This is a genomic window from Arthrobacter sp. DualSoilB13, from assembly GCF_055389195.1.
In genome coordinates, this window is the sequence record NZ_AP035865.1 from 381,973 (window position 1) to 397,523 (window position 15,551).

Genomic DNA, 15,551 nt, shown 5'->3' on the forward strand with positions numbered 1-15,551 from the left:
TAAAGGGGCTTTAGTAGAAGCAGAAGATCTTTCCACCACCTACTTCCCACAGACGAAGGAGTCACCATGGCACCCGCCGATTTCACCACTGGTGCCCGTCCGGTCAAGGCCGCCCGGGGTACTGAACTCACTGCCAAGTCGTGGCAGACCGAAGCGCCGTTGCGGATGCTGATGAACAACCTTGATCCTGAGGTCGCTGAGCGTCCGGACGATCTTGTGGTCTATGGCGGAACCGGCCGTGCAGTCCGGTCCTGGGCCGCGTTTGATGCGATCACCCGGACCCTGGAAACCATGGAGAAGGACGAGACCCTCCTGGTGCAGTCGGGCAAGCCGGTGGGTGTGTTCCGCACCCACGAATGGGCTCCCCGTGTGCTGCTGGCCAACTCCAACCTGGTGGGGGATTGGGCAACGTGGCCCGAGTTCCGCCGCCTCGAAGCCGAGGGCCTCATGATGTACGGCCAGATGACCGCCGGGTCGTGGATCTACATCGGGACCCAGGGCATCCTGCAGGGCACGTACGAAACGTTTGCCGCCGTCGGAAATAAGCTCGCTGCGGAAGGGCGCCACCCGGCACCTGCCGCTGAAGACTCAAACGAAGGTCCGTTGGCGGGGACGCTGACCCTGACCGGTGGTTGCGGTGGCATGGGCGGCGCGCAGCCGCTGGCCGTCACGCTGAACGATGGCGCCTGCCTGATTGTCGACGTCGACGAAACCCGCCTGCGTCGCCGCGCCGGCAAGCGCTACCTGGACGAGGTCGAAACGGACCTGGATACCGCGATCGCGAAGGTCCAGGCCGCGAAGGACGAGCGCCGGGGCTGGTCTGTTGGCTACGTCGGTAACGCTGCAGAGGTGTTCCCGGAGCTGCTCCGCCGTCACAAGGCCGGGGAGATCACTTTTGATGTGGTCACCGACCAGACCTCCGCGCATGACCCCCTTTCCTACCTGCCCGAAGGCATCACGGTAGCCGAGTGGCACACCGAAGCCGAAGCTGACCCGGAAGGGTTCACCAAGAAGGCCCAGGCGTCCATGGCCCGCCACGTACAGGCCATGGTGGAGTTCCAGGACGCCGGCGCTGAGGTCTTCGACTACGGCAACTCCATCCGTGACGAGGCCCGCAAGGGCGGTTACGAGCGCGCGTTCGAGTTCCCCGGCTTCGTTCCGGCCTACATCCGTCCGCTGTTCTGCGAGGGCCTCGGCCCGTTCCGCTGGGTTGCCCTGTCCGGTGATCCGGAGGACATTGCAGTGACTGACAAGGCCATCAAGGAACTGTTCCCGGAGAACAAGCACCTGCACAAGTGGCTCGACGCCGCTGCGGACCGGGTGGAGTTCGAAGGCCTGCCGGCACGTATTTGCTGGCTCGGATACGGCGAACGGGCCAAGGCCGGGTTGTTGTTCAACCAGTTGGTGAAAGAGGGCAAGGTCAAGGCTCCCATCGTAATCGGCCGCGACCACCTGGACTCCGGTTCCGTGGCCTCCCCGTACCGGGAAACCGAATCCATGGCTGACGGCTCGGATGCGATTGCTGACTGGCCGCTGCTCAACGCCCTGATCAACACCTCCTCCGGTGCCACCTGGGTATCGATCCACCACGGCGGCGGTGTCGGCATCGGCCGGTCCCTGCACGCCGGACAGGTCTCCGTCGCTGACGGCACGGACCTGGCCGCGGAGAAGCTCGAACGGCTCCTGACCAACGACCCCGGCATGGGCGTCATCCGCCACGTCGACGCCGGTTACGACCGCGCCGTCGAGGTCGCCAACGAACGCGGCGTCCGTATTCCTATGAACGAAGGCAAGTAAGTGACTATCACTACCCATGAACCCCTCACCGTCACCCTCGGCTCCAGCGGCGTAACCCCGGAAGACGTCGTCGCCGTCGCCCGCCACGACGCCAAGGTGACCATCTCCCAGGATGCCCTGGACACCGTGGCCAAGGTCCGTGCCCACATTGATGACCTGGCCACCAGCGATGTCCCCGCCTACGGCATCTCCACAGGCTTTGGCGCCCTGGCAAACCGCCACATTCCCAACGATCTCCGCACCCAGCTGCAGAAGTCGCTGATCCGCAGCCACGCTGCTGGCATGGGCCCGGCTGTTGAACGCGAAGTGGTCCGCGGCATCATGTTCCTCCGCGCCAAGACCCTGGCATCGGGCCGCACGGGTGTTCGTCCGGTGGTCTTGCAGACCATGGTGGACGTGCTCAACGCCGGCATCACCCCGCTGGTCCGCGAGTTCGGTTCGCTGGGCTGCTCCGGCGATCTTGCGCCGCTGTCACACTGCGCCTTGGTCCTCATGGGTGAAGGCGAAGCAACAGGACCCGACGGCGAACTGTACGGAACCGCTGGCAAGCCTCCGGTTGCTGAGCTGCTCGCCCAGCACGGCATCGAGCCGGTCACCCTCGCCGAGAAGGAGGGCCTGGCCCTCGTCAACGGCACTGAAGGCATGCTCGGCATGTTGCTGATGGCCATTGCCGACATCCGCATGTTACTGGCGACGGCGGACGTCACCGCCGCGCTCAGCGTCGAGGCCCTGTTGGGTACAGACCAGGTGTTCCTGCCGGAGCTTCACGCAGCACTGCGGCCGCACCCGGGCCAGGCAGCCAGCGCCGATAACATGCTCCGCGTGCTGTCCAACTCGCCCATCGTCGCATCCCACCGGATCAACGACACCAAGGTGCAGGACGCCTACTCACTGCGTTGCGCACCGCAGGTTGCTGGTGCTGTCCGCGACACCGTGGACCATGCAGCGCTGGTGGCTTCCCGCGAACTCGCCGCAGCGATCGACAACCCTGTGGTCCTCCCGGACGGCCGCGTCACCTCCAACGGCAACTTCCACGGCGCCCCCGTGGCCTACGTCCTGGACTTCCTGGCCATCGCCGTCGCGGATCTCAGCTCCATCGCCGAGCGCCGCACGGACCGCATGCTGGACCCGGCCCGCTCACACGGTCTCCCGGCGTTCCTCGCCGCGGATCCCGGCGTAGATTCCGGACTGATGATTGCCCAGTACACGCAGGCCGGCCTCGTCTCGGACAACAAGCGGCTGGCCGTTCCGGCATCCGTGGACTCCATCCCGAGCTCCGCCATGCAGGAAGACCACGTATCCATGGGCTGGCACGCTGCCCGGAAGCTGCGCAAGGCCGTGGAGAACCTCCGCCGGGTGCTCGCCGTCGAGCTTGTCACCAGCGCCCGCGCCATTGACATGCGCACGCAAATGTCCGACGGCGAGCTCACCCCGGGTCCCGCCGGCACGGCCGTGCTTGAGGTGCTTCGCGAAGTGGTTCAGGGCCCGGGAACGGACAGGTTCCTGTCGCCGGAACTGGAAGCGGCTGACCGTTTGGTTGGCTCCGGTGCGGTCCGTGCGGCCGCCGAATCCGCCGTCGGGATTTTGGCCTGACGTCGAATAAAACGCTCATTTGATGGGCATATTTGTCACGTCCCGGTCTTTGTTCGCAACGCAATCACCGGGGCGTGGCAAATGTAGTAGAACTTATGGTGTACGTCACGTCCACGCCAACGATGTCGTGGGCTTGACGGTCAACTGTTCAATAACTCAATACACAACAGAGAACATCCACAAAGGGGTAGAAGTTCAATGAAGGCACGCGGAGCAGTCCTGTCCAGGCGAAGCGCTCACACGGCTACGGTTACCGACTGGAAGACGCTGAAAGTTGGCGAGCGGGTGGAAGTGGTCAAATACGCCCACGTGATTGCCGCCGGTCTGATCGAGGAAGTATCCAGCAGCGGCAACGTGGTGTGGCTCGAGCACTCCGGGCCGGGCGTTACCGAAGAGGGCAAGGAACTGTTCATGAAGTCCGACGGCGTCACTCTCCGCCGGGCGTAGGCGGCAGTTCCGCCCGAGGTACTTGTTTAACAGAAACCGGGGCTCGTTCCCTTCCGCGGGTAGTAGAAGCGGAAAGGAACGGGCCCCGGTTTTTGGCGTCGCTGCCCCGGAAATACGTTGGGGGTATCAGGCAGCGAGGACTTCGCGGGTCTGACCGAAGGGAACGGATTCGTCCAGAGCCACGGTGTAGGTGCCGGGCTCGTGCCGGGTCACCAGAATTCCACAGTTAGCATCCGCTGCTGCGCTTTCGATCAGGGCATCCACGGCGCGGTCGAGTCCGTCGCGGATCTCGTCTGCCTTCGAAAAGGACAGGCGAATTTCGCGTTCTGCAGTCATTGCAGGGGTCATTGGGGGCCTCCTATTACGTGCCGCATGCGAGGGCGACCCGTCAATCATAGTTGCCGGACCTGAAAATTTGTAAGATGACCGGCAGGCGAGTGACGTGGGTCTCCGCCTGGAGCCCGCCTTGGTGACGTCTCGCGAAGGGGGGCGCCCTCTTGAACCCATGGACGTGGTGGCGGGATTCGAACCCGCGTACGCTGCTTTGCAGGCAGCTCCCTGGCCTCTTGGGTACACCACGTGCAAACGACACTAGGTGCCTGAACGCGGGCCGGGCAAAGTTGGTGTCCCCGCCTTTCGCAGGGCTACGAACCGTTGCTAAAGGTTGCTGCCCGTGAAGCCGTAAGCATCGTAAAAGGCTCATTACGAAGCAAAATCGCATGCTCGTTGGGAGTCTCCCCGGGTAAGTGGAAAACCGAGATCGGCGCGTCCGCCTGGTCCACCCTCCCGATGGTTGTTTAAAGGCTTTGGGTTGCCCGCCCGAGCGGCCTATCACGTTTCGGTGCCGCCAGCTTCGAAACTCCCGCAGCAAGGAGCAGCGTCAGGATGGCAGCAGCCATGTGCGTGTAGAGAAGGAGATGAACGTTGCCCCCGCTGGCGGCTGCCCCGGCGGGCACGTCCGCCAGGTCCTGGCCGCCGTGCAGGTGATCCAGTAAGCCGTTGCCGGGGAAGTAGCCACCGAACGCTGCAAAGCCGAAATGAAGGAGTTGCTGCGCCACCCCGGACGCCAGCAGCAACAGCAGAGGCCCGTGGATCCAACGGGCAATAACCTGGGCAGCCAAAGCACCGATGGCGGCGAAGGCCACGAGGACGGGGATGGCCGGAGCGCTGCCGCCAGCCACCATGTGCGCTGCAAGTCCCAGGGCCACAGCCACCGGCCCGGCTACCCAAGCCCACTTGTCCTGCACAGGAGTTGCGCTCATTGCCGTCCTTCCCTCCCCACAGGCTAAGTGGAAGAGGAAGGCTGGAAAAGGGGCGGGGAAAATCTAGGCAAGCAAGGTGTTGACCAAGCGGGCCGCAACCTTCGCGGTCCTGGAGTCAATGTCGAACTCCGGATTCAACTCTGCGACGTCCACGTGGAGCAGCTTTCCGCTCGCAGCAACCTGCCGGCAGATGGCGCCGATCACCGGCAGCGGCACGCCATAAGCAGCGGGCGCACTCACTCCGGGCGCCACCGACGCCGGCATTACGTCCAAATCGATGGTCAGGTACAGCACATCCACGCCGGCCAGGAAATCAGCAACGAACACTTCCACGGCTTCCGGCGTGCAGAGCTCATCAAGGAGGTACTTCACGCCCAGCCGGTTGGCGGTGTCGAAGAGCGTTCGTGTGTTGTTCGGCTCTGAAATTCCGACGACGGCGTACTGCAGTTCGCGCCCAGCGGCAGCTTCCGCGTTGGCCATCTGCAGGAACGGCGTTCCCGAGCTCGGCGTCGGCTCGTCGCGCAGGTCAAAATGGGCGTCCAGGTTCAGTACACCCAGCCGTTTGCCGCGTACCGCTTCGGAGCCGGCTACACCAAGGTAGCTGGCGAAGGCAGTCTCGTGGCCGCCGCCCAGCACCACGGTGAGGTTACCGGCGTCGAGCAGTCCCGAAATGGCGCGCCCGGCGCGCTCTTGGCCAGCCTCAAGTGAGTCGTCCTCCACCACCACGTCACCGGCGTCGAACACGTCGCGGTCAAGGTGGAAAGCCAGCGGACCCAGAGCCGCACGGATGGCGGCTGGTGCGGCGGCGGCGCCCACACGGCCCTTGTTGCGGAGGACGCCGGCGTCGCTGCAGAAACCAAGCACGACGGCGGGGCGCGAGGCTGCTGCGGTGCCGGACACGGTGTGGGGTGCTACAGCTTGCCACCAGCGGCGGTGCTCGGCGCCGTCCCCATCAAAGCGGCCGGTCCACGGTGTGGGATTGACGTCGACGGTGGGGGCGCTTGTTTCCATGCTTCCAGCACACCCGACGCGGGGCCCAAAAACCAGTGGCCCAGCGCCGGGAGTGTCTGAAATCCCGGACTGGGCTACTTTACGCCCAGCAGCTCTTCCACGGTTCCGATGCCGAAGAACAGCAGGAAGGCAGCAGCCACAGCCCACATCAGCGGGTGGACTTCGCGGGCGCGGCCCTGGAAGGTGCGGATCAGGACGTAGGAGATGAAGCCCGCGCCGAGGCCGTTGGCAATCGAGTAGGTGAACGGCATGAGCGCGATGGTCAGGAACGCGGGAATTCCGACGCCCCAGTCCTGCCAGTCGATCTTGCCCACCTGGGAGACCATCATGAAGCCCACCACTACCAGGGCGGGGGCCACGGCCTCGAACGGCACCAGGTTGATCAGGGGAGTGAAGAACATGGCAACCAGGAAGAGTGCGCCGGTGACGATCGAGGCGAGCCCGGTTCGTGCACCTTCGCCGATCCCGGCACCGGACTCCACAAAGATCTGGTTGGACGAAACAGAGGCCCCACCGCCCACGATCGCTCCGAGCGCGTCCACTTGGAGGACCCGGTCCACGTTGGGGATGTTCCCGTCCTTATCCACTGTCCCGGCCTCGTTGGCCAGGCCAACCATGGTGCCCATGGCGTCGAAGAAGATGCTGAGGAGGATCACGAATGCCAGCAAAGCTGCACCGATGAAACCGAGGTGCTCAAAGGCGCCGAACGGGTTGGCCTTGCCGATCAGGGACAGGTCCGGTGCGCCCCATTCACTGAGCTTGGGGGCCACCAGGGACCAGCCGCGGGGGTTGACGTTGGTGCCGTCAAAGCTTGGGCCAATGTGGAGAGTGAACTCGAGGATGGCAGCCAGCGCGGTGGAAACCACGATGCCGATCAGGATGGCTCCGCGGACCTTCCGGACCACCAGCGCGATGGTGAGGATCAGGCCCACTGCGAATACCAGGGTGGGCCAGCCAAGGAGCTTGCCGTCCACGCCCAGACCGAGTGGAACGGTGGTTCCGGCGGCGTCGGGGATGCGCCGGACGAAACCGGCGTTAACCAGGCCGATGAGGGCGATGAAGAGGCCAATGCCCACAACGATTGCCGTCTTGAGGGCTTCAGGCACCGCCTTGAACACGGCAGTCCGGAATCCGGTCAGCACCAGGATGAGCATGGTGATGCCCGAAAGTACCACGAGTCCCATCATGTCCGGCCATGTCAGCCCGGGGTGCGATGCCACCGTGACTGCGACGAACGCGTTGACGCCCAAGCCTGTGGCCACGGCGAACGGGTGCTTGGCCCAGGCTCCCATGAGGATGGTCAGGATGCCGGCAACGAACGCCGTGGTGGCTGCCACGGCGGTGAAACCCAGCGACGCGCCACTCGAATCGGGTCCGGAGAGGATCAGTGGATTGAGCACCACGATGTAGCTCATGGCGAAGAAGGTCGCGAAGCCGCCACGGATTTCCCGCGAATATGTGGATCCACGTTCGGAGATCTTGAAGTAGCGGTCGACTGCAGAACCTTGTTTAAGCATGAAGGTCTCCGGGGATCGAGGGGGAGTTTGCTCTCAAATCCTATGTTGTCCGGTGCGGGCCCTCCCAACGATTCGCCTAGTCTGTAAGGAAGCCAACACTAGGAGAAACCGCCCCATGCGTACCATCCGCCCGCTTCTGGCCGCCGTCGTCGCTGCTCTTGCTTTTGCTTCCGCCCTGCTGTTTGCAGCGGCACCGGCGTCCGCGCACGACGTCGCCGAGTCCACAGCGCCAGCCAACGGTGCCCGCGTTGCGGAAGTCCCGGCGTCGGTCTCCATTACGTTCAACAACCGCCCGCTCGCGATCGGATCGGGCGTAACGGTGACGGCTGGCGGCGAGAACTGGGCGGACGGTCCGGTCGAAATCATCGACAACCAGGCCGTTCAGAAGCTCCGCGAGGGCGCCCCTGCCGGCGAGTTCACAGTGGTGTGGCGCGTGGTCAGCTCCGACTCGCACCCGATTGAGGGCACCTTCACGTTCACAGCCGCCGCAGGAGGCTCGACGTCGGCGAGTGGTACGGCGGGTGCCTCACCAGCGGCTTCGGCTTCCTCAGCTGCGGTACCAACAGTGGGCACCGCCGCACCAGGGACTGCCGGTAACAATGAGCCAGCCGCCGACGCCTCCCAACCTTTCCCTTGGAGCATTGTGGGGCTGGCTGTTGTGGCGGTGGGTCTCGTTATTTATCTCGCCGTTACCGCACGGAAGAAATTGGCGGCGTCCAACGACTCAGAGGGCGATACTCCCGCGGAATAGCGCGGTTTTCTACGTAGCTGCGAATATCTCGAATCGGTTACCGCGACACGCCAGAAGCCCACTTCCCGTTACTTAAATGTGACTTCGGGGGAATCATCGCGTACCGTAGTTCCTGTGCCTGTTCCACGTAGCGGGCACTTCCGGCCTGATTGCCTAGCTCTGCCGCAGTCCGGAATCCGTTCGCAGACAAACCTACGGCAGAGACGGGGAACCCAATTTAGGTCGCTTTCGAGCGTGCCTTGGGGTGAAGTCACGATGCTTTCGCTGAACAGCGGGAGATAGTGGCCGGGTGACTCCCATCCGAATCCGACAGCTAACCTCGCAGGCATCGGGAGAGGCTCTTTCATGTCTTCACGCATTCTTCGCGGCCGTCGTAAGGCGGACAGCGTACGTCCTAATCCGTTCATCTCCATCTCGAAGGCAGTTGCCAGCAACGCTTCAGGCGCTGGTCGTCAGGCAGCTGTTATCGCAGCAGCCTCGGGCCTCGTTTTGACCGGTTCCATTGCTGCTCACGCAGCTGAGACCCCGGTTCAGCGCGATTCCAGCCCCGCAACGGTTGCCGAGACCGTTTCCGAGGCACCCACCAAGGTTGTTACCGCCCTGTCGACGGCTACCGTCAATTTCGAGCGTCCCGCAGTTGCTTCCGTAGCAGCTCCGGTCATCGAAAAGCCGGCCCCCGTTGTTGAGGCCCCTGTAGCCAAGAAGGCAGCTGTCACCACGGCTGCTGCTGCAGCTCCCGTTGCCGCTCAGGCCGCGGTTGCTGCTCCTGTTGCTGCCGCACCCGCACCGGTTGCCGCTGCTCCTGCAGCTGCCCCCGCCGCCGGCGGCGTCAACGCAGCCATGGTTGCTTCGGCTTACGCACAGATCGGTATCTTCCAGGACTGCACCGCCATGGTCGAAAAGGCCCTTGGCTCCGCAGGCATCCCGGTAGGCGACCTCGGTCCCATGCAGTTCATGAACTACGGCAAGGTCGTCAGCGATCCCCAGCCCGGTGACATGATCGTCCAGTCCGGCCACGTTGCTATCTACATCGGCAACGGCCAGGCCATCAGCGGTGGCATCAACGGCAACCAGACGGGCATCCACCCGATCAGCTGGTTGACCGCAACGGGTCCCCTGACCTACGTACGCGCTGGCGCATAAAGCCTCACGCTTCAGTTCAAAGGCCGGTGCCTTCGAAGACTTATGTCTCCGGAGGCACCGGCCTTTGGCGTTAAGTTCTGTTCGTAAAAGTTCAGTGCGGGACGTACGACGGCGGACTTGGCTGGCTTGCGGGGGTGGTAGCGCGTTTGCTTGCGGGACTTCCTAGGCGATGGCGACGCCGGGACCCTCCGGCAGGGCAACCTTGGAGGAGATGGCCTGACCCACTGCTTTGGCTTGCCGCAGCACTTCCTTGGGGGACGGAGTGATGAGGTCTCCGACGCCCACCAGGTGCATTCCCACGGCCCGCATGGCCGCGGCAAGATTCTGTCCGACTGCAATGCCAAGTTCGGCCAGCATGCGCCGTAGCTGGCTTTGGGCGCAGCGTGTCACTACTACGTGGTCTGCCAGAAGAACGCCTTGGGCTGTGTGGATTGCCCACTGGCGAGGATGGGATTCGTGGGGGCCGGATGCGTGGAGCCCGGTCCTCAGGCCTGTGGTTGTCATGCTGGCGGCCACACCGTATCCGATATGCCGTGAGGGATCTGAGCCCAGGAAATCCAAGCGGACAGCGCGAGTGGTGTTACGAACGTCCAGGTGATGACTGGCAGCGTAGTTCCTCAGGTGGCGAAGGATTTCGTTGCGTTCCTGCATTGCTGTCGGATCTGCGGCGTCGGTGCGTTGGAGCATGCCTGTATGGACGGACGGTCCAGTAGTGGATAACGCGCCGAACCCGTCTACCACGATCGAACCCACGCCGTAGCGGCTGAGTTCGCTGGCAACTGCCAAGCCGGACAGGCCGGCTCCGATGATCACGGTGGTGGTGCGTTCCGTGCCGGAATCAGGCGTGAGTGACACTGCTTGGTTCCTCCTTGACGTGTGTGCCTTCGGCATCGCGTGGGATCGCGTCCGAGTTCCCCAAGCGGCCGCAAGTAAATGACCGGGGCGTGTGGTGTGAGACACGTTTTCCGGCCATTCGGTGACTCGAACACTACCGAACTTTTTCGGCCATGGATAGCCTCTCCGCCTGCGCGTTTTGTCTCTTCGCCGCGAGCACCCCAGGGGCCGCCGGGAACCGAGCCCTGACCGTTATGCACATAGCCAAATGTCGTCTTGATTCGCCACTGCTGACCGAGAATAGTGAGCATTGGGAGGAGGAATTTCCGGGTTTCTCCTGCCCCGGCCGTTGGCAATAAAACAGTCTGGAAGTTCTAGGCCGGGATCCTCTGGCAGAATAGCCGGAACATCAAGCAGTAGGTGGAGAGGCAGGCCCCCATGGACCAGCACGGAAGACACAGTGAAGAGTCACCGGACGGCCAGGACCAGGTTGTGGAACCTGGTGGCATCGTCGTCGGGGTGGATGGTTCAGAGCACGGTCAGTGCGCCTTGGTTTGGGCCGCACGGGAGGCGGAGCGCCGCCAGCTTCCGCTGCATATTGTCACGGCATACTCCGTGCCAATTTTCGCGGCCTCCGGCTTGGACGGTGGCTACGCAACAGTTGACGATTCCGTCATCCGCGAAGGCGCTGATGCGATCGTTCGTCAAGCCTTGGACAAAGTCTCCGGATATGCCATTGACGTCGATGCTTCCGTGGAAAACGGTGATGCCGCTGGTGTCTTGTTGGACCTTTCCGAGGAGGCCGCGCTGCTGGTGTTCGGCAGCAGGGGTCGCGGTGGGTTCGTCGGGCGCCTCCTGGGTTCGGTGAGTAGTGCCCTGCCCGCGCACGCCAAATGCCCCACGGTGACGGTCCCGCTCTATTGCGCTGACCGCCTCGGTGAGAACACCGAGGACAAACACATCAAGGCCGAGCACGCCAAAACGGGCCCGCGCACTGTGGAAAACGTGGTTGCAGTAGGCGTTGACGGCTCCGAACAAGCACGCGTTGCTGTGCTCGAGGCTGCCGAGCAAGCGCAGCGTATGGGAGCCACACTGCGCGTCATCTGCGCTGTTCCGCAGTACAGCGGTTCCCTGGCGTGGGTTCCGGCTCCGTTGGACCGCGATGCCCTATTCGCCGATATCAGGGTCCAGCTTGACGCCGGTGTTGCCTGGCTCAGAAGCCACTTCCCTTCGTTGGCTATTGAGACGGACCTCCGGGATGGCTCGCCCGTTGATGTTCTTGTGGAAACCAGCCGCAGCGTCGAGCTGGTTGTTTTGGGAACCCGTGGCCGAGGCGGATTCGCGGGAATGCTGCTGGGGTCAACATCAGACGGAGTCCTGCACCACGCCAAAGGGCCAGTGCTGGTTGTTCCGGACAGGGAAGATCCCCGGCTGGCGGACCGTCACAAGTTTGGACCCATGCTCGGCGCTGCCTGAGTCGGCGCCTGGCACATCCATGGACAGTATGGAGCCCGAAGATCCGGATCAGGATCGCGGCGCCAGCCTCGGCGCCTCGGGTTCGGTGTTCGTCCGGAACATCTCAAAAATCCGTGGAGACATGGTTCCGGAGGTCGGTGGCAAGGCAGCCAATCTTGGCGAGTTAGCTAATGCAGGGCTGCCCGTGCCACCCGGTTTTTGCCTCACAACTGCTGCGTACCAGCGGGCGCTCTCGGGAGCTGCTCTGGAGCCTGTCCTTGCGGCTTTGTCGGAGGCTGATGCGGCGGGGTTGGACCGGCTGAGTGAGATCGCCACCCGTGCCCGGTCTTTGGTTCTCGACTCCGGGGTGCCGGCCGGGATCGCCGAATCGGTGAGATTGGCGTACGGGGAATTGGGCGATAACGTCGCAGTGGCTGTCAGGTCTTCGGCCACCGCCGAGGACCTGCCGTTCGCGAGCTTCGCCGGACAACAGGACACTTTCCTGAACGTAGTCGGCGTGAACGCGGTCCTGGACGCCGTAAGCCGCTGCTGGGCCTCGCTCTGGACAGATCGTGCCGTGGCCTACCGGACCACCAACGGGATTGACCACGCCACGGTGGCCTTGGCCGTGGTGGTGCAGGAGATGGTGGATTCCACTACGGCTGGCGTCATGTTTACCGCCAACCCCGTGACGGGGAATCGCAATGAAACCGTCATTGATGCCAGCCCCGGCTTGGGGGAATCGGTAGTCTCCGGTGCCGTCAACCCGGATCACTATGTGGTGGACACCCTGCAGGGCGGCATTGTAAGCAGGACCTTGGGGGACAGACAGCTGGAGATCCGCGCCGTTCCAGGCGGCGGTACGGAGCGACTCGAGCGGCGCCGTTCTGCCGATTCAGACGTGGAGCCTTGCCTGAGTGATCGTCAGGTGCTTGCCCTTGTCGAGCTGGGCCGTGAGGTTCAGGAGCACTATCGCGCCCCGCAGGATACCGAGTGGGCCATCGATCCCGCGGGAAAGATGTGGCTCACCCAGGCCAGGCCCATCACCACCCTGTACCCGCAAACTACGCGAAAGCCTCCTGCGCCGGGCGAGCACGCGTTCCTGAACTTCAGCCTGGCACAAGGCCTCACCAGGCCAATGACGCCCATGGGGTTGGCCGGTATCCGCCTCATCGCCTCATGTGTAGCCAGGACTGCTGCCTTCGATGTACCTGATCCCAGGTCCGGCCCTCCTCAGTATTATGAGGCCGGTCAGCGCATCTTCTTCGACCTCACGCCGGTGCTGCGGAGCCGGGTCGGGAGGGTCATCGTTCCGCGGGTCTTCGATGTCATGGAGGCCCGCTCTGCCGCACTCATGCGGGGTCTCTTCGAGGATCCACGCTTCACGGTGACCATCAAGACACCCCTGAAGCTGATTCGCCATGTGGGGCCGGTTGCGGCCAAATACCGCGTTCCCGAGTCAGTGATCCGGGGACTGTTCCGGCCGGCTGCGGCGATGGAGAGGGTGGAGGAACTCACCGCGGAACTGCATAAGACGTTGGTTGTGCCGGGGAAAGCAACGTCCCATCAGCGGCTTGCCCACGTGCAGAGAATCCTGGGAGAGGAAGTCTTCGCAACAGTGCCGCAGGTGCTGCCCCTTCCTGCGCTCGGCTTCGCGATGCTGGCGCTGGTGCGGCGCCTTCTTGGCGAGCAGGCCCCCTACAGCGAGCTGCAAACAGTGCTCCGCGGCCTACCCAACAACGTCACCACGGAAATGGACCTGGCGTTATGGCAGCTCGCCTCGGAGATCCGGGAGGATCCCGACGCCGTTGCCTCCATGGTTGGCCCAACGGCAGCAGAGCTGGTGGAACAGTACCGGGCGGCCAAGCTTCCCCCGATTGCACAATCCGGTGTGGCAAAGTTCCTGGGCATGTACGGGCACAGAGCCGTTGCCGAGATCGACCTCGGGATGCCCCGCTGGTCCGATGACCCGACCCACATCCTGGGCGTGGTGGCCAACTATCTGAGGCTCGCGGAGGGTGCGGAGGCCCCGGATCAACAGTTCAGCCGGGCAGCCCGTGACGCCGATGAGCAAGTGGCCCGCTTCGTGGCCCGCGCCAGGGCGAAGAGTCCGCTGCACAAAGCGGTAGTCAAGATTGCTTTGGACCGAACCCGGCGCTTCGCCGGGTTGCGGGAGTTACCCAAGTACAACCTCGTCCTGGGGTTGGGGGCGGCGAGGGAGCAGCTGCTTCTGATCGGGAACGAGCTTGCGGCAGCACAACGGATTGACAGAGCCGAGGATGTCTTCTTCTTGGACCTCGACGACGTCGAGGCCGCCCTGGCAGGGGATGACCGCCGCGACGTGGTTGCCGAACGCCGTGCGGCTTACCAGCAGGAACTCCGCCGCAGGCACATTCCCAGAGTGCTGTTGTCTGATGGGACCGAACCCGAGGCTACGGCAGTCGGGAGCGGTGGCAAGCAGCGCCGGGGCACCGTGCAGCCAGGAACCCTGTCCGGCAGTCCGGCGTCGGCAGGTCTGGTGTCTGCACCTGCGCGGGTCATCATGGACCCGGTGGGTGCGCACCTGGAACCCGGGGAAATTCTGGTGGCACCGTCAACGGACCCTGGCTGGACGCCCCTGTTCCTCACCGCAGGAGGGCTGGTGATGGAGATGGGCGGACCCAATTCCCACGGAGCGGTGGTGGCCCGCGAGTACGGCATACCTGCGGTGGTGGGCGTCCCCGATGCAACCTCGCGCGTCAGCACGGGACAGCACATCACCGTGGACGGAGCCGCGGGGACCGTTAGTACGGAAACCCCGTAGCGCTGAGGAGACTCAGGCGTGCTGGTGCGATTCGTGTTCGGAGTGGCTCACTGGCTCCAACTGGAAAGTGCAGTGCTCGGTGTCGAAGTGCCGGCCAAGGCACGAGCCCAGCTGGTCCAGGATGTTGTCCGCCCCCGTCGCGTTCAGGACCGCATCCTCCACCACCACGTGGGCTGAGAATACGGGAACGCCGGATGTGATGGTCCAGATGTGGATGTCATGGGCATCAACCACACCGTCCACGGCAACTATGTGTTCCCTGATCATGTTTACATCAACGCCCTTGGGAGTGGCTTCCAAAAGCACATCCACCACGTCACGGAGCAGATGCCAGGCACGCGGAATGATCATCAGGGCAATCAGTACCGATGCCAACGGATCAGCAGCACTGAATCCCGTGGTCATGATCACCACGGCCGCCACGATGACCGCGATGGAGCCAAGAAGGTCACCCAGGACTTCAAGGTAGGCGCCGCGGACATTGAGGCTTTCCTTCTGCGCCCCTTGGAGGATCAGCAAGGAAACGAGGTTGGCCACAGCACCCAAAATGGCAGCCCACAGCATGACGTCCGTTTGGATTTCCGTGGGTTCGCCGAAGCGGCGGATGGCCTCGATCATGATCACCACAGCAATCACAATCAGGATCAGGGCATTGGCCAGCGCGGCCAGAACCTCAGCCCTTTGGTAGCCGTATGTTCGCTGGTCGCTCGCTGGGCGGGTAGCAATCCACGCCGCCATCAGGGCAATGAACACTCCAGCGGCGTCAGAAAGCATGTGTCCCGCATCAGCCAGCAGCGCCAAGGATCCGGACACGACGGCGCCAACCACCTGGATGCCCACCACCCCTAAGGTGATGGCCAGGACGGCGATAAGCCGCTTCCGGTGCTTGCCGGTTGCTGTGACTCCGTGGGAGTGGTTGTGGTCGTGCCCCATGCCTA

13 protein-coding genes, 1 tRNA gene and 1 riboswitch are annotated in these 15,551 nt (G+C 63.6%); of the genes, 7 read left to right on the top strand and 7 right to left on the bottom strand.

Annotated elements, in window-relative coordinates; translation table 11 throughout:
- The first annotated feature begins 66 nt into the window (after nucleotides 1-66).
- From ACZ5J0_RS01915 to ACZ5J0_RS01925, 3 genes are all read left to right on the top strand, one after another.
- Complete coding sequence (locus ACZ5J0_RS01915; RefSeq protein WP_464094043.1) at nucleotides 67-1,797, top strand: urocanate hydratase; 1,731 nt, start codon at nucleotides 67-69, stop codon at nucleotides 1,795-1,797.
- Nucleotides 1,798-3,390 carry a histidine ammonia-lyase gene (gene hutH, locus ACZ5J0_RS01920; protein ID WP_464094044.1) on the top strand — a complete coding sequence of 531 codons (1,593 nt, stop codon included), beginning with the start codon at nucleotides 1,798-1,800 and terminating at the stop codon, nucleotides 3,388-3,390.
- A 198-nt stretch (nucleotides 3,391-3,588) separates the two neighbouring features.
- Nucleotides 3,589-3,837, top strand: a complete 249-nt coding sequence (locus tag ACZ5J0_RS01925; protein ID WP_142936953.1) for a hypothetical protein — start codon at nucleotides 3,589-3,591, stop codon at nucleotides 3,835-3,837.
- 126 nt (nucleotides 3,838-3,963) lie between these two features.
- Here the strand turns inward: ACZ5J0_RS01925 and ACZ5J0_RS01930 are convergent, their stop codons facing one another.
- The 5 genes from ACZ5J0_RS01930 to ACZ5J0_RS01950 form a co-directional block, all read right to left on the bottom strand.
- Nucleotides 3,964-4,185, bottom strand: a complete 222-nt coding sequence (locus tag ACZ5J0_RS01930) for a hypothetical protein (RefSeq protein ID WP_464094045.1) — start codon at nucleotides 4,183-4,185, stop codon at nucleotides 3,964-3,966.
- 158 nt (nucleotides 4,186-4,343) lie between these two features.
- Nucleotides 4,344-4,417, bottom strand: a tRNA-Cys gene (locus tag ACZ5J0_RS01935).
- 217 nt (nucleotides 4,418-4,634) lie between these two features.
- Nucleotides 4,635-5,099 carry a hypothetical protein gene (locus ACZ5J0_RS01940; protein WP_142936952.1) on the bottom strand — a complete coding sequence of 155 codons (465 nt, stop codon included), beginning with the start codon at nucleotides 5,097-5,099 and terminating at the stop codon, nucleotides 4,635-4,637.
- A gap of 63 nt (nucleotides 5,100-5,162) precedes the next feature.
- The gene (hutG, locus tag ACZ5J0_RS01945; protein ID WP_464094046.1) at nucleotides 5,163-6,110 is read right to left on the bottom strand and encodes a formimidoylglutamase; all 948 of its coding nucleotides are present in this window, start codon (nucleotides 6,108-6,110) and stop codon (nucleotides 5,163-5,165) included.
- Nucleotides 6,111-6,184: 74 nt separating this feature from the next.
- Nucleotides 6,185-7,627, bottom strand: coding sequence for an NCS2 family permease (locus tag ACZ5J0_RS01950; protein ID WP_142936950.1), 1,443 nt, complete (start codon nucleotides 7,625-7,627; stop codon nucleotides 6,185-6,187).
- Between the two features lie 115 nt (nucleotides 7,628-7,742).
- Between ACZ5J0_RS01950 and ACZ5J0_RS01955 the strand changes: the two genes are divergently transcribed.
- A complete protein-coding gene (locus tag ACZ5J0_RS01955) occupies nucleotides 7,743-8,378 on the top strand; it encodes a copper resistance CopC family protein (protein WP_142936949.1) in 636 nt (211 codons plus the stop codon).
- A gap of 174 nt (nucleotides 8,379-8,552) precedes the next feature.
- A riboswitch (cyclic di-AMP (ydaO/yuaA leader) is annotated at nucleotides 8,553-8,720 on the top strand.
- Nucleotides 8,721-8,723: 3 nt separating this feature from the next.
- Nucleotides 8,724-9,521, top strand: coding sequence for an NlpC/P60 family protein (locus ACZ5J0_RS01960; RefSeq protein WP_142936948.1), 798 nt, complete (start codon nucleotides 8,724-8,726; stop codon nucleotides 9,519-9,521).
- A 162-nt stretch (nucleotides 9,522-9,683) separates the two neighbouring features.
- Here the strand turns inward: ACZ5J0_RS01960 and ACZ5J0_RS01965 are convergent, their stop codons facing one another.
- Nucleotides 9,684-10,376 (bottom strand): Rossmann-fold NAD(P)-binding domain-containing protein, encoded by a 693-nt coding sequence (locus ACZ5J0_RS01965; RefSeq protein ID WP_464094047.1) that lies wholly within the window; start codon nucleotides 10,374-10,376, stop codon nucleotides 9,684-9,686.
- A gap of 417 nt (nucleotides 10,377-10,793) precedes the next feature.
- On the opposite strand from ACZ5J0_RS01965, the gene ACZ5J0_RS01970 reads away from it, so the two are divergent.
- Together ACZ5J0_RS01970 and ACZ5J0_RS01975 are read left to right on the top strand one after the other, a co-directional pair.
- Nucleotides 10,794-11,831 carry a universal stress protein gene (locus ACZ5J0_RS01970; RefSeq protein ID WP_166841161.1) on the top strand — a complete coding sequence of 346 codons (1,038 nt, stop codon included), beginning with the start codon at nucleotides 10,794-10,796 and terminating at the stop codon, nucleotides 11,829-11,831.
- A 19-nt stretch (nucleotides 11,832-11,850) separates the two neighbouring features.
- Nucleotides 11,851-14,613, top strand: a complete 2,763-nt coding sequence (locus ACZ5J0_RS01975; protein ID WP_464094048.1) for a PEP/pyruvate-binding domain-containing protein — start codon at nucleotides 11,851-11,853, stop codon at nucleotides 14,611-14,613.
- Between the two features lie 12 nt (nucleotides 14,614-14,625).
- Here the strand turns inward: ACZ5J0_RS01975 and ACZ5J0_RS01980 are convergent, their stop codons facing one another.
- Nucleotides 14,626-15,546 (bottom strand): cation diffusion facilitator family transporter, encoded by a 921-nt coding sequence (locus ACZ5J0_RS01980; protein WP_142936938.1) that lies wholly within the window; start codon nucleotides 15,544-15,546, stop codon nucleotides 14,626-14,628.
- Nucleotides 15,547-15,551: the final 5 nt, after the last annotated feature.

What these genes read in the sequence shown, in the direction of transcription:
- ACZ5J0_RS01915 (WP_464094043.1), top strand. Translation starts at nt 67, where the DNA reads ATGGCACCCGCCGATTTCACCACTGGTGCCCGTCCGGTCAAGGCCGCC.
- ACZ5J0_RS01925 (WP_142936953.1), top strand. Translation starts at nt 3,589, where the DNA reads ATGAAGGCACGCGGAGCAGTCCTGTCCAGGCGAAGCGCTCACACGGCT.
- ACZ5J0_RS01930 (WP_464094045.1), bottom strand. Translation starts at nt 4,185, where the DNA reads ATGACCCCTGCAATGACTGCAGAACGCGAAATTCGCCTGTCCTTTTCG.
- ACZ5J0_RS01940 (WP_142936952.1), bottom strand. Translation starts at nt 5,099, where the DNA reads ATGAGCGCAACTCCTGTGCAGGACAAGTGGGCTTGGGTAGCCGGGCCG.
- hutG (WP_464094046.1), bottom strand. Translation starts at nt 6,110, where the DNA reads ATGGAAACAAGCGCCCCCACCGTCGACGTCAATCCCACACCGTGGACC.
- ACZ5J0_RS01950 (WP_142936950.1), bottom strand. Translation starts at nt 7,627, where the DNA reads ATGCTTAAACAAGGTTCTGCAGTCGACCGCTACTTCAAGATCTCCGAA.
- ACZ5J0_RS01955 (WP_142936949.1), top strand. Translation starts at nt 7,743, where the DNA reads ATGCGTACCATCCGCCCGCTTCTGGCCGCCGTCGTCGCTGCTCTTGCT.
- ACZ5J0_RS01960 (WP_142936948.1), top strand. Translation starts at nt 8,724, where the DNA reads ATGTCTTCACGCATTCTTCGCGGCCGTCGTAAGGCGGACAGCGTACGT.
- ACZ5J0_RS01970 (WP_166841161.1), top strand. Translation starts at nt 10,794, where the DNA reads ATGGACCAGCACGGAAGACACAGTGAAGAGTCACCGGACGGCCAGGAC.
- ACZ5J0_RS01975 (WP_464094048.1), top strand. Translation starts at nt 11,851, where the DNA reads ATGGACAGTATGGAGCCCGAAGATCCGGATCAGGATCGCGGCGCCAGC.
- ACZ5J0_RS01980 (WP_142936938.1), bottom strand. Translation starts at nt 15,546, where the DNA reads ATGGGGCACGACCACAACCACTCCCACGGAGTCACAGCAACCGGCAAG.